The 12,787-nt window shown below is 63.7% G+C and carries 15 protein-coding genes; 12 read left to right on the forward strand and 3 right to left on the reverse strand.

What is annotated here, in order from left to right:
• The 6 genes from Q0105_RS11695 to Q0105_RS11720 all read left to right on the forward strand — a co-directional run.
• The coding region (locus Q0105_RS11695) for a c-type cytochrome (protein ID WP_298211920.1) at positions 1 to 698 on the forward strand (698 nt) is incomplete at its 5' end.
• A gap of 30 nt (positions 699 to 728) precedes the next feature.
• The gene (gene ctaD, locus Q0105_RS11700) at positions 729 to 2,360 is read left to right on the forward strand and encodes a cytochrome c oxidase subunit I (protein ID WP_298211923.1); all 1,632 of its coding nucleotides are present in this window, start codon (positions 729 to 731) and stop codon (positions 2,358 to 2,360) included.
• A gap of 11 nt (positions 2,361 to 2,371) precedes the next feature.
• Positions 2,372 to 2,482: a cytochrome oxidase small assembly protein gene (locus Q0105_RS11705; RefSeq protein WP_298212035.1), complete on the forward strand. Its 111-nt coding sequence runs from the start codon at positions 2,372 to 2,374 to the stop codon at positions 2,480 to 2,482.
• 13 nt (positions 2,483 to 2,495) lie between these two features.
• Positions 2,496 to 3,122: a cytochrome c oxidase assembly protein gene (locus tag Q0105_RS11710; protein ID WP_298211924.1), complete on the forward strand. Its 627-nt coding sequence runs from the start codon at positions 2,496 to 2,498 to the stop codon at positions 3,120 to 3,122.
• Positions 3,119 to 3,349 (forward strand): DUF2970 domain-containing protein, encoded by a 231-nt coding sequence (locus Q0105_RS11715; RefSeq protein ID WP_298211926.1) that lies wholly within the window; start codon positions 3,119 to 3,121, stop codon positions 3,347 to 3,349. The genes Q0105_RS11710 and Q0105_RS11715 overlap by 4 nt, the downstream gene beginning before the upstream one ends.
• A 76-nt stretch (positions 3,350 to 3,425) precedes the next feature.
• Entirely contained in the window at positions 3,426 to 4,307 is an 882-nt protein-coding gene (locus Q0105_RS11720; RefSeq protein WP_298211928.1) for a cytochrome c oxidase subunit 3, read from the forward strand.
• A gap of 70 nt (positions 4,308 to 4,377) precedes the next feature.
• On the opposite strand, the gene Q0105_RS11725 is transcribed toward Q0105_RS11720, so the two are convergent.
• On the reverse strand, positions 4,378 to 4,602 hold the full coding sequence (locus Q0105_RS11725) for a twin transmembrane helix small protein (RefSeq protein ID WP_298211931.1): 225 nt from the start codon (positions 4,600 to 4,602) through the stop codon (positions 4,378 to 4,380).
• Between the two features lie 15 nt (positions 4,603 to 4,617).
• Here Q0105_RS11725 and Q0105_RS11730 point away from each other — a divergent pair, with 15 nt between their 5' ends.
• From Q0105_RS11730 to Q0105_RS11755, 6 genes are all read left to right on the forward strand, one after another.
• Positions 4,618 to 5,397, forward strand: coding sequence for an SURF1 family protein (locus tag Q0105_RS11730; RefSeq protein ID WP_298211933.1), 780 nt, complete (start codon positions 4,618 to 4,620; stop codon positions 5,395 to 5,397).
• Positions 5,339 to 6,094, forward strand: coding sequence for a hypothetical protein (locus tag Q0105_RS11735; RefSeq protein ID WP_298211935.1), 756 nt, complete (start codon positions 5,339 to 5,341; stop codon positions 6,092 to 6,094). Before Q0105_RS11730 ends, Q0105_RS11735 begins: the two co-directional genes overlap by 59 nt.
• Positions 6,095 to 6,096: 2 nt before the next feature.
• Positions 6,097 to 7,278 carry a COX15/CtaA family protein gene (locus Q0105_RS11740; RefSeq protein WP_298211937.1) on the forward strand — a complete coding sequence of 394 codons (1,182 nt, stop codon included), beginning with the start codon at positions 6,097 to 6,099 and terminating at the stop codon, positions 7,276 to 7,278.
• Positions 7,275 to 8,177 (forward strand): heme o synthase, encoded by a 903-nt coding sequence (gene cyoE, locus Q0105_RS11745; RefSeq protein ID WP_298211939.1) that lies wholly within the window; start codon positions 7,275 to 7,277, stop codon positions 8,175 to 8,177. The genes Q0105_RS11740 and cyoE overlap by 4 nt, the downstream gene beginning before the upstream one ends.
• Before the next feature lie 5 nt (positions 8,178 to 8,182).
• A complete protein-coding gene (locus Q0105_RS11750) occupies positions 8,183 to 8,794 on the forward strand; it encodes an SCO family protein (protein ID WP_298211941.1) in 612 nt (203 codons plus the stop codon).
• Positions 8,795 to 9,078: 284 nt separating this feature from the next.
• The gene (locus Q0105_RS11755) at positions 9,079 to 10,821 is read left to right on the forward strand and encodes an EAL domain-containing protein (protein WP_298211943.1); all 1,743 of its coding nucleotides are present in this window, start codon (positions 9,079 to 9,081) and stop codon (positions 10,819 to 10,821) included.
• Here Q0105_RS11755 and Q0105_RS11760 read toward each other — a convergent pair.
• Together Q0105_RS11760 and Q0105_RS11765 are read right to left on the reverse strand one after the other, a co-directional pair.
• A complete protein-coding gene (locus Q0105_RS11760; RefSeq protein WP_298211945.1) occupies positions 10,798 to 11,553 on the reverse strand; it encodes a Crp/Fnr family transcriptional regulator in 756 nt (251 codons plus the stop codon). The genes Q0105_RS11755 and Q0105_RS11760 overlap by 24 nt on opposite strands.
• A 145-nt stretch (positions 11,554 to 11,698) precedes the next feature.
• Positions 11,699 to 12,733: a tripartite tricarboxylate transporter substrate-binding protein gene (locus tag Q0105_RS11765; RefSeq protein WP_298211947.1), complete on the reverse strand. Its 1,035-nt coding sequence runs from the start codon at positions 12,731 to 12,733 to the stop codon at positions 11,699 to 11,701.
• Positions 12,734 to 12,787: the final 54 nt, after the last annotated feature.

Raw genomic sequence — 12,787 nt, forward strand, 5'->3', positions numbered from 1 at the left:
CCACGCTGGACAGCAGCCACCGCGTGATGTCCGACAGCGGCAACGTCAAGGACGCGCCTGCCGACTACCTGCTCAAGGTGGACAACCCGATGGTTGTGCCGGTCAACAAGAAGATCCGCATCATCACCACGGCCAATGACGTGATCCATGCCTTCATGGTGCCTGCCTTCGGCATCAAGCAGGATGCGATCCCCGGTTTTGTGCGCGACACCTGGTTCCGTGCCGAGAAGATCGGCGACTACTACGGCCAGTGCGCCGAGTTGTGTGGCAAGGAACACGCCTACATGCCCATCCACGTGAAGGTGGTGTCCGCCGAGGACTATTCCGCCTGGGTGGCTGACCAGAAGAAGAAGGCTGCCGCCAAGTTGGACGACCCCTCCAAGGTCTGGACACTGGACGACATCATGAAGCGTGGCGAGAAGGTCTATGCCGCCAACTGCGCGGCCTGCCACCAGGCCAACGGCAAGGGTGCAGGCCCGATCAAGCCACTGGACGGTTCGGCCATCGTGGTCGATGCCGACCATGCCAAGCAGATCCAGGTTGTGCTCAAGGGCGCTGCCAATGGCGCGATGCCCGCATGGGCGCAACTGAGCGACACCGATATCGCTGCCGTGGTCACCTATACCAAGAACACCTGGTCCAACAAGACCGGTCAATTGGTGCAACCGGCTGAAATCGTGGCCCAGCGCGGCAAGTAATCATCGCCCCATCGTATTGAGGAATCCAAAATGAGCGCAGTTCTCGACAACCATGGGCATGCTGGCGACCACGCACACGACGACCATGGCCACCACGGCCCCACCGGCTGGCGCCGCTGGGTGTACGCCACCAACCACAAGGACATCGGTACGCTGTACCTGCTGTTCGCCTTCACCATGCTCATGGTGGGCGGCGTCCTGGCGCTGCTGATCCGCGCCGAGCTGTTCCAGCCCGGCCTGCAACTGGTCAACCCCGAGCTGTTCAACCAGCTCACCACCATGCACGGCCTGATCATGGTGTTCGGCGCCATCATGCCGGCCTTCGTGGGCTTTGCGAACTGGATGATCCCGCTGCAAATCGGCGCATCCGACATGGCCTTCGCACGCATGAACAACTTCAGCTTCTGGCTGATGATTCCTGCGGCCATCATGCTCGTGGCATCGTTCTTCATGCCCGGTGGCGCGCCTGCCGCAGGCTGGACGCTGTATGCGCCGCTGACGCTGCAGATGGGCCCCTCCATGGACGCCGGCATCTTCGCGATGCACATCCTGGGTGCTTCGTCCATCATGGGCTCGATCAACATCATCGTGACCATCCTGAACATGCGCGCCCCCGGCATGACGCTGATGAAGATGCCCATGTTCGCCTGGACCTGGCTCATCACCGCGTACCTGCTGATCGCCGTGATGCCCGTGCTGGCTGGCGCCATCACCATGACGCTGACGGACCGCCACTTCGGCACCAGCTTCTTCAATCCCGCTGGCGGCGGTGACCCGGTGATGTACCAACACATCTTCTGGTTCTTCGGCCACCCCGAGGTGTACATCATGATCTTGCCGGCCTTCGGCATCATCAGCCAGATCGTGCCCGCGTTCTCCCGCAAGAAGCTGTTCGGCTATGCCTCCATGGTGTACGCCACCTCGTCTATCGCCATCTTGTCGTTCATCGTGTGGGCCCACCACATGTTCACGACCGGCATGCCCGTGACCGGCCAGCTGTTCTTCATGTACGCCACCATGCTGATCTCCGTGCCCACGGCCGTGAAGATCTTCAACTGGATCGCCACCATGTGGCGCGGCTCCATGACGTTTGAAACCCCCATGCTGTTCGCAGTGGGCTTCATCTTCGTGTTCACGATGGGCGGCTTCACCGGCCTGATCCTGGCCATGGCGCCCATCGACATCCAGTTGCAAGACACCTATTACGTGGTGGCCCACTTCCACTACGTGCTGGTGGCAGGTTCGCTGTTCTCCATGTTCGCGGGCGTGTACTACTGGCTGCCCAAGTGGACGGGCGTGATGTACTCCGAAACGCGTGGCCAGATCCACTTCTGGTCGTCGCTGATCTTCTTCAACATCACTTTCTTCCCGATGCACTTCCTGGGCCTGGCCGGCATGCCCCGCCGCTACGCTGACTACCCGATGCAGTTCGCTGACTTCAACGCGATCGCTTCGGTGGGCGCGCTGGGCTTTGGCTTGGCACAGGTGTACTTCTTCCTGGCTGTGGTTGTGCCCGCCATGCGTGGCAAGGGTGAAAAAGCCCCGCAAAAGCCCTGGGATGGCGCTGAGGGCCTGGAATGGGAAGTGCCTTCGCCCGCACCGTTCCACACCTTTGAGAACCCGCCCAAGCTGGACGCTACCGCTACCCGCGTGATTGGTTGATGGCCATGTCCATGACCCCCGAGCAAAAGAAGAGCAACCTGCGGATGGCGCTGATCCTGGCGTCCATCGCGGTGGTGTTCTTTGTCGGGTTCATGGTCAAGGTGGTTTTCCTGTCTCGCTGAGCCCGCCACCGCCATGAGCCTGTACCGCGAAAACGTCAAGATGGTCGGCAAGCTGGTCGTGATTGCGGCTGGTATGTTCGCCTTCGGCTATGCGCTGATCCCCATCTACAAGCACATCTGCGAGTTGACGGGCATCAACATCCTGTCGCTGTCCGAGCGGCAGGTGCCGGGCAACGGCGTGGCAGGCAAAGACGTGAAGGTGCCCGCGAACACGCAGGTGGACAAGACCCGCACCATCACGGTCGAGTTTGACGCGAATGCGCGTGGCCCGTGGGACTTCAAGCCCGCGCAGCGCTCGGTGCAGGTGCACCCTGGCGAGCTGACCACGGTGATGTACGAGTTCCAGAACGTGCAGAACCGCCGCATGGCTGCGCAGGCCATTCCAAGCTACGCGCCGCGCCAGGCAGCCGCCCACTTCAACAAGCTGGAGTGCTTCTGCTTCAACCAGTATGTGCTGGAGCCTGGCGAGAAGAAGGAATGGCCCGTGGCCTTCGTGATCGACCCGCGCTTGTCCAAGGACGTAACGACCATCACGCTGTCCTATACATTTTTCGAGGTAGGGGGTAAGACCCCCGCAGCCCCCGAATCCACTGCGGCCGTTGTGCTGCCTTCCTCCGCCCAGCTGGGAGCCGGATCATGAAAACCCCTGTGGAGCAGCAACCCGTGGCGGCGACGCCGCTGGAGCGCAAGGGCTCGCTGCTGCGCACTGTGCGTGCCGTGGCCTGGTCGCTGATCGGTTTGCGCAAGGGCAGCGAGTACCAGAAGGATGTCGAGAAAATCAACCCGCTGCACATCATCGCGGTGGGGTTGATGGCCGTGGTTCTCATCGTGGTCGGGTTGATCGCGGTGGTGAACTGGGTGGTCTGAGCCGGTATGAATGGGTCGTTGGAACCGTATCGACAACAAAGCTGAAAAACAAAGATTTTGAGAGTCAGGAGCTGAAATGAGTGCATCAACCCACGGCGGAACCCCGTACTACTATGTGCCTGCCGAGTCGCGTCACCCGGTGATGGCGGCCATTGGTCTGTTCTTTGTCATCCTTGGCGCAGGCCAGTGGATCAATGGGCATGACTGGGGCAAGTATTCCCTGGCCCTGGGCCTGGTGTGGTGGTTGTTCACGCTGTACCAGTGGTTCGGTGATGCCATCCGCGAGAGCCAGGGCGGCCTGTACGGCCACAAGATCGACCTCTCATACCGTTGGAGCATGAGCTGGTTCATCTTCTCGGAGGTGATGTTCTTCGGCGCGTTCTTCACAGCCCTGTGGTGGGCACGCGCGCACTCGGTGCCTGCGCTGGGCAGCCTGGACAACGCACTGCTCTGGCCCGATTTCAAGGCCGTCTGGCCCAGCATCGCTGCCGGCGCCACGGCTTCGCCCGCAGGCATCGTGGAGCCCTTCCAGACCGTGGGCCCCTTCTGGCTGCCCACCATCAACACGGCGCTGCTGCTGACCTCGGGCGTGACGCTGACCATCGCCCACCATGCACTGCGCGAAAACCATCGCGGCAAGACTATTGCCTTCATGTGGGCCACGGTGCTGCTGGGCTTCGTCTTCCTGCTGGTACAGGGCTATGAGTACTATCACCTCTACACCGACCTGAACCTCAAGCTCAACTCGGGCGTGTTTGGCTCCACCTTCTTCATGCTGACGGGCTTCCACGGCTTCCACGTGTTCCTGGGCATGCTGATGCTGCTGGTGATCACGCTGCGCCTGCAAAAAGGCCATTTCACGGCCGACAAGCATTTCGGCTTCGAAGGCGCCGCCTGGTACTGGCACTTCGTGGACGTGGTGTGGCTGGGCCTGTACGTGCTGGTTTACTGGATGTAAGCAGGGCACGGCACCATGAAAAAAGCGCCGCGAGGCGCTTTTTTTGTTGGGCGGTACGGCGTAAGAGGGTTCAGCGGGATGTTGCAGGCAGTCCGGTCGGCTGGATGTAGCCCAGTTGCCAGGCGATCAAAATACACAGGAACAGCACGATGGAAAGCCCCACCCGCACGGCCAGCGCTTTGGCCATGTGGTTGCCTTTGCCTTTGTCGTCACGGCCATTGCGCATCATGAAGAACAGGGCCGACGCCAGACTGGCCAAAATGGCGATGAACGCCAGCACTACGAGGTATTTCATGGAGCACATTATCCCGTGACCACTTTCCGCCGTCCTGTGGGCCTGCGCTTCTGGCTGATCACGCTGGCGACCGTGGCGGGCATGCTGGTCACGGCGTCGCTCGGGCGTTGGCAACTGTCGCGCGCCGCGGAAAAAGAGACCTTGCAGGCCACGCTGGATGCACGCGGCCAGATGCCTGCTATGGATGGCCGTGCGCTGCTGTCCCTGGCCGCAGGCCCTGCAGACGAAGCCCAGGCCCAGGTGCACCGCCAAGTGGTTCTGGAAGGCCGCTGGTTGCCAGAGCACACGGTCTACCTCGACAACCGCCAGATGCAGGGACGGCCTGGTTTTTTTGTGTTGACGCCCTTGCAATTGAACGGCACCAGCCCCGGTGTGGTGCTGGTGCAGCGCGGCTGGGCGCCACGCAATTTTCAGGACCGCACGCAACTGCCCCAGGTGCAGACGCCGCAGGACGCCGTGGTGCGGGTGCAGGGCCGTGTGGCGGCCGCGCCGTCACGCCTGTACGAGTTTGAGCGGGGCGATAGTGCCGAGGGGTCTTCCCGCATCCGGCAAAATCTCGACCTGGCCGCGTTTCGCACCGAAACCGGCCTGGCGCTCGCCCCTCTCACGGTGCTGCAGACGGGCGAAGCTGGCGAAGGCCTGCAACGCGATTGGCCCGTGGTGGGCGCAGGCGTCGATAAACACTACGGTTACGCATTTCAATGGTTCGGGCTCTGTGGCCTGATGGCAATTCTTTATGTCTGGTTCCAAATCGTCCGACGGTTCATTCGCCCGCGCAGCCAGCCTGCCGCCTGACTCGCAGGCCCGTGCCCATGCCGAGCACCCGCTCGGGCTGACCGTGCACACGCTGCCCGAAGCGGGCGACGCCGTGGCCACCGCTCAGCGCGCACGCCATGGCCGCTGGAAGATGCTGGGCGTGCTGATGATCTGTGCGGCGCCGGTCATTGCCTCGTATTTCACCTACTACGTGATCCGGCCCGAAGGCCGCCGCAACCATGGGGAGCTGATCGACCCCCAGCGCACCGCGCCCGCGCTCACGGCCACCACGCTGGGTGGTGCCCCGGTGCCCCTGGAATCGCTCAAGGGCCAATGGCTGCTGGTGAGCGTGGCGGGCGGCGATTGTGATGCGGCCTGCCAGAAGCACCTGTACCTGCAGCGCCAGTTGCGCGAAAGCCTGGGCAAGGAGAAAGACCGTGTGGACTGGGTCTGGCTGGTCAACGACAACGCTCCGGTGGCCGATGCACTGGCGCCCGCGCTGCAAAAAGCCACGGTGCTGCGCGTGGATGGCGCTGCGCTCAATGCCTGGCTGGCACCTGCTGCAGGCCAGCAGTTGGCCGACCACCTGTATGTGGTGGACCCCATGGGCAACTGGATGATGCGTTTTCCTGCCGGCATGGATGCTAGCGGGGCCGCCAAAGCCAAGCGCGACCTGGAGCGCCTGCTGCGCGCGTCCTCGTCGTGGGATGAGGCGGGGCGGCCCGCCAAGCCATGAGCATGAGCGATACGCAGCCGCTTTACGACCTGGCGCCCGTGCTGGAGCTCATGCTCCTGGGCCTGGTGATTGCGTTGGGCCCGCTGACCTGGGTGTGGGTGCGCAACCGCCGCAGTTCGTCCATGCGGCGCCTGCAGGCACTCACGGTGCTGACCCTGTTCCTGACCTTTGACCTGGTGCTGTTCGGCGCTTTTACCCGGCTCACGGATTCGGGCCTGGGCTGCCCCGACTGGCCTGGCTGCTACGGCAGCGCCAGCCCGGTGGGCGCGCGGGCAGAAATTGCGGCGGCGCAAGAGGCCATGCCCACCGGCCCGGTCACGCACGGCAAGGCCTGGGTCGAGATGATCCACCGCTACCTGGCCACGGGCGTGGGCGTGCTCATCATCGTGATCACGGTGTCGTCCTGGGTGCAACAGCGCCGAGCCCTGCGGGGCGCTGCCGAGGCGCCGCCCCTGAGCCCCTGGTGGCCCACGGTGACGCTGCTGTGGGTGTGCCTGCAAGGGGCGTTTGGCGCGCTCACCGTGACGATGAAGCTGTTTCCCGCCATCGTCACCTTGCATTTAATTGGCGGACTCGTGCTGCTGGCGCTGTTGTGCGTGCAGGCGGTGCGCCATGCGCATGCGGCACAAGGCCGCTCGTCCACGGTGATTTCGTCCGCCTTGCGCTGGGGCGTGGTTCTGACGGGGCTGCTGCTGGCGCTGCAGGTGGTGTTGGGTGGCTGGGTCAGCACCAACTACGCCGTGCTGGCCTGCACCACCTTCCCTACCTGCCAGGGCAGTTGGTGGCCTGCCATGGACTTTGCCCAGGGGTTTCAGGTCTGGCGCAAGCTGGGCATGCTGCAGGACGGCAGCCACATCAGTTTTGCAGGCCTCACAGCCATCCATTACGTGCACCGCCTGATGGCCTATGTGGTGCTGGCGGCGCTGGGCTGGCTGGCCTGGCGCTTGCACCGTAGCGGCGCGCTGCCCGCACAGGCGCGGTGGCTGGCGGGCCTGTCAGCTTTGCAATTGGTCACAGGGCTATCGAACGTGGTGCTGGACTGGCCCTTGGTGGCCGCCGTGTTGCACACCGGCGGTGCTGCGGCCCTGGTGGTGGTATTGACCTGGGCCCTGGTGTCCAGCCGCGCGGCGCCCGCGCGCCAAGAGTTTTCTGCGCCATCGGGCGCATCGAGAGTATCTGCATGAGTGTTGCTCCCCCCGCCGTTGCCGTTGCGCCATCGCGCCTGCGGCAGTTCTATGCGCTGACCAAGCCCCGCGTGGTGCAGCTCATCGTTTTTTGTGCCCTGATCGGCATGGTGCTGGCCGTGCCCGGCCTGCCCAGCGCAGCACAACTCGGGCTGATGGCGCTGGCCTGCCTGGGCGTGTGGCTGGTGGCTGGCGCGGCAGCCGCCTTCAACTGCATCGTGGAGCAGGGCATTGACGCCAAGATGAAGCGCACGGCCTGGCGCCCCACGGCCAAGGGCGAGCTGTCCAATGCGCAGACGCTGCTGTTCTCGGCCGTGTTGTGCGGCGCGGGCTCGGCCCTGCTGTACTTTTGGGTGAACCCGCTGACCATGTGGCTTACCTTTGCCACTTTCGTGGGTTATGCGGTGGTCTATACCGTGATCTTGAAGCCGCTGACGCCGCAGAACATCGTGATCGGCGGCGCATCGGGCGCCATGCCGCCGGTGCTGGGCTGGGCAGCCATGACGAACGATGTGGGCCCCGAGGCGCTCATTCTGTTCCTCATCATCTTTCTGTGGACGCCGCCGCACTTCTGGGCGCTGGCGCTGTACCGGGTGGAGGACTACCGCAAATCCGGCCTGCCCATGCTGCCGGTGACACACGGCAACGAGTTCACGCGGCTGCAGGTGTTTTTGTACACCCTGATCCTGTTCGCGGGCTGCCTGATGCCCTTCATCTACGGCATGAGCTCGTGGATCTACCTGGCGGCCGCCGTGCTGCTCTCTGCGGGCTTCTGCGGCTACGGCTTTGCGCTGTGGCGCAATTATTCGGATGCGCTGGCGCGCAAGACCTTCCGCTTTTCCCTCATCCACCTGAGCGTGCTTTTTGCCGCCCTGCTGGTGGATCACTACGTGCTGTAAACACCATGTTCAAACGAAATGCTATCAAAATAATAGCTATTAGCGCTTTATCTATAAGCGCTGCTGGCCTTTTTAGTGCATGTTCTGAAAAGAAGACCGAGTTTCGCGGCGTGGACGTCACCGGGGCGGACTACGCCCGCGACATCCCCCTGACCGACCACAACGGCCAGGCGCGCCATCTCACGGACTTTGCGGGCAAGGTGGTGGTGGTGTTCTTTGGCTACACACAGTGCCCGGACGTGTGCCCAACATCCATGCAGGAGCTGGCCGAGGTCAAGCAAATGCTGGGCAAGGACGGCGACCGCCTGCAAGGCATCTTCGTCACCGTGGACCCCGAGCGCGACACGCCTGAAGTGCTCAAGGCCTACATGGCCAATTTCGATCCCAGCTTTCTGGCGCTCAGCGGCACGCCCCAGCAGCTCGCGGCCGTTGCCAAGGACTTCAAGATCTATTTCAAGAAGGTCGATGGCAAGACGCCTACCAGCTACACCATGGACCATTCGGCCGGCAGCTACGTGTACGACACGGCGGGGCGCCTGCGCGTTTACACCCGCTACGGCAGCGGCGCGCAGGCCCTGGGCGCTGACGTCAAGGCGCTGCTCGGCGAAGCGGGCTGAGCCCAGGGCGCCTGGGCGCTTGCCTGTGCAGGCAGGCGCGCCACAGCGCTTGTCGCGGATTTGCCGCATGCAGAGGCGCAAGAATGCGATGCGCGTCACATTGGCCGCAAGTCGCCAGTGCTTGTCAGGTTTTCTTCACGGCGATTCTGGTCTGATCATCGGGATTGGTTTCAGCCGTCCGACCCGGAGCTTTGGGCAGATGGCTTGCCCATGCGCTGGGTGCGGCATTCGCAAGCGGCTCCCGCGCCCGATCATCTCCCGCTCCGCGAAAGGCCCGCGCTTTCATGCGTTCGAACGTATATGCAGCCCAGGGCGACCGTCCGTGGTCGGCGGGGGGCAATGGCTCCCTGATCCTGGCGGCCATGAGTGCGGCCCCCGACGGCATCCTGCTGGTGGACCGCAGCGGCCGCATCGTGATGGTCAATGCCGCGATGGAGTCCATCTCCGGCTATTCGGCCGATGAGCTGTGCGGCAATTCAGTCAACATCTTTTTGCCTGCGGCCATGCGCAGTGCCCATTCCCAGTATCTGGAGAGCTACTTTTGCACGCCCTCGCGCCGCCCCATGGGGATGGGGCGCGACCTTTGGCTCGTGCGCAAGGACGGCAGCTCCGTGCCCGTGGACATCGCACTGGGGCACACCGAGGTCCATGGCGGCACGGCGGTAGCCTTCGTGCGCGACATCACCGACATGCGGCGGCTGGAGGCACAGATGCACTTCCAGGCCACCCATGACACATTGACGGGCCTGATCAACCGCTGGCAATTCAGCCTGCGGCTCGAACAGGCCATTGCCGAATCGGCACGCTCGGGCCAGTCCTTTGCATTGCTGCTGCTGGACCTGGACGACTTCAAGGCCGTGAATGACGGCTATGGCCATGCCGCAGGCGACCAGTTGCTGCTGGAGGTAGCGCGCAGACTCAAGAGCGTGCTGCGTGCGGGCGATGCGTTGGCCCGGCTGGGTGGGGACGAGTTCACCGCGCTGCTCCCCCAAATCAACCGGCCGCAAGAGGCAGAGCAGGTAGCGGCCAAGCTGCTCGACACCTTGTGCCAGCCTTACCAGATGCATGGCTTCGAGCTGGATTTTGGCGCCAGTCTGGGGATCGCCCTGTACCCCGCCGATGCGCAGGATGCACAAACGCTCATGCGCTATGCCGATATGGCCATGTACCACGCCAAGGAGTCGGGCCGCGCCCGCTACGCCTTCTATGCGCCGAACCTGGGGCTTCGCATGGCCGAGAAGCTGCAGCTGTATGAGCGTCTCAAAATGGCGCTGACCTGTGGCGGGCTGTCCTTGCACTACCAGCCCCAGATCGAGGTGGCCACGGGCCGTATACAAGGGGTCGAGGCGTTGCTGCGCTGGACCGACCCCTTGCTCGGAGAAATACCGCCAGACCGCTTTATCCCTGTGGCCGAGGCCACGGGCCTCATCTTGGCGATGGGGGCCTGGGTATTCGATACGGCTTGCCAGCAGATCGCCACCTGGTCTGAGGCCGGGATGCCGCTGCGGGTGGCCGTCAACCTGTCCGTGCAGCAGCTGCGCCAGACGGACCTGGTCGAGCAGATCGAGCGCAGCCTGTCATTGCACGGGACCCAGCCCCATCTGCTTGAGGTCGAAGTGACCGAGTCGGAAGCCATGGCAGACCCCGAGCAGGCCCGGCGCGTGCTCAGTCGCCTTCAGGCGCTGGGCGTTGGCATCGCGCTCGACGACTTTGGCACGGGGCATTCTTCGTTGGCCTACCTGAAGCAGTTGCCAATCTCCCGCATCAAGATCGACCGCGAGTTCGTGCTCCCCTTGCTGGAGACCACCGCCGACGCCACCCTTGTGCAGGCCATCATCGTGCTGGCGCAAACATTGGGCCTGCATGTGGTGGCCGAGGGCGTGGAATCCGCAGAACAGTTGCGCCTGCTGACGGGTTTTCGGTGCGATGCCTACCAGGGATGGCTGTTTTCCCGCGCAGTGGCGCCCGCGCAGGTGGTGCAATTGCTGCAGGGCAAAACCCCTTCAGCCGACGATGGGTTGGTGTAGTGCCGCCGGGGTGCGCCGCTTGGTTTTTTTGACGGATTTTTGACCGCAGGCAAGAGCGAGCAAAGCATCCCGCTCAATCTCGCAATGCCAGCGGTCGCGGCGCACCAGCCCTTTGTGCAGCACCAACTGGCGCAGCGCGCGTGCAATGCTTTCCCGCGTGGTCGAAAGCAGATCGGCCAGCACCACATGGCTGGGCAGCCGCACCAGCGTGCTGCGCTGCAGGCGGGCCAGTTGCAGCAAGGTGGCCGCCAATTGGCCCGGCACGCCCCGGATGCGAACGATGCGGGCCCATTCAGCCACACCCGCAATCGTTTGCGCATAGCTCTGCGCCAGCGTCCACAGAAACACTTCATCGAAAAGGCCTTGTTGGCCGGCAGCCGCCACCTGCACTTCGCACAACCGCCCCTGCGTCAAGGCGCGGCAAGACACTGCGGCGGGCTGCTGGACCAGCACCGTGGTGCCCAGCGGCTGCCCGGGGCCAAACAGCCCGATAGGCCGATCCACGCGGTCTTCGCCACCACACAGCAGCATGACCATGCCTGTTTTCACGATCCTGAAAGTGAGGGGCATCTCCCCTTGCTGTAGCAGCAGCTCGCCCTTGCCCATGGGCCGTTCGGTCAACAAGGGAGCCCACCTGCTGCGGCGGTCTTCGCTCTGCCGCCCCAGCATGCATTGTTGCTGCCCCGCGCACTGCGCACACCCGCTGCTTCGGGCCAGAGGTTCGGGTTTCATGGAGCGGTGGCAACGGACATTTGGCCGGGAAAGTGAAGACAGTCATGGCGCCCAGGAACGCAAAAACCCGGGCAGGTTCTAAGAACTTACCCGGGTTTGTTATGTGCGGCAACAAATGGAATGCCGCAGGCTCAGCCGCGCTGAATCACTCCACTTTGATGCCCCGCATCGCGATCACACCACCCAGCAGATTGGTGTCGGCCTTGATCCGGTTGGCCAACCCTTCGGGCGATGAGCCCACGGTTTGCCAGCCTTGCTGAAAGAGCTTGGCACGCACATCTTCGCTGCGGGCAATCTCGCTGATCAGCACGGCCAGCTTGGCCTGGATGGGCTTGGGCATGGTCGATGGCGCGGCAAAGGCGTTCCAGATCTCCAGGTTGAAGCCCCGGATGCCCGCTTCCGCCAGGCTTGGTACATCTGGAGCCAGTGGGCTGCGTCCGGCCGAGGTCACGCCAATCGCGCGCAGCTTGCCTGCACGCACCTGGGCTTGTGCCAGGGCAGGGGGCAGCAGCGCCATCTGCAACTGCTCGCCCAGCATGGCCGTGGCCACCTGCGAGTAGCCGGGGTAGGGCACATGCACCGGATTGATGTTGCTGCGCGACTTGAGCAGCTCGGTGCCGATGTGGCCCACGGTGCCCACACCAGGCGTGCCATAGCTCCACTTGTCGCCCGCATTGCGCGCCGCCACGAAGAAATCGTGGGCGTTGGCGGTGGCGGGAACCCCTGGCTGGCTCACGGGCGCGGTCAGGATCAGGGGCGAGGTGCCGATGAGGCTCAGAGGCGCCAGGTCCTTGGTCGGGTTGTAAGGCACGGCGGGGTTGAGCAGCTTGGCAATGGTCAGGTTGCCATTGATCATCAGGCCGATGGTGTGGTCGTCGCGCGCCTTGGCCACGGCATCGGCGCCGATGTTGCCGCCTGCGCCTACCTTGTTTTCCACGATCACGGGCTGTCCCAGGGCCTTGGACAGGGGCTCCGAGAACGTGCGCGCCGTGAGGTCAGGCGACGAGCCTGCCGGAAAGCCCACGATGATCTTGATGGGCTTGGTGGGCCATGCCAGAGGGGCCGCCGCGGCGGCTGCGGTGGATTTGCCTGTGTTCTGGGCCATGGCCCAGGGGGAAGCGGCGGCAGCCAAAGCGATCAGCAACGAGGCACGGCGGAAAACGACGGGGCGTGACAACATGAAACGGGATCTCCTCAGAAACAATCAATCAGGGGCCAAAACGACGCGGGGCCC

Origin of the sequence: Acidovorax sp. (genome assembly GCF_027492855.1) — a bacterium.
Classification (GTDB): domain Bacteria; phylum Pseudomonadota; class Gammaproteobacteria; order Burkholderiales; family Burkholderiaceae_C; genus Acidovorax.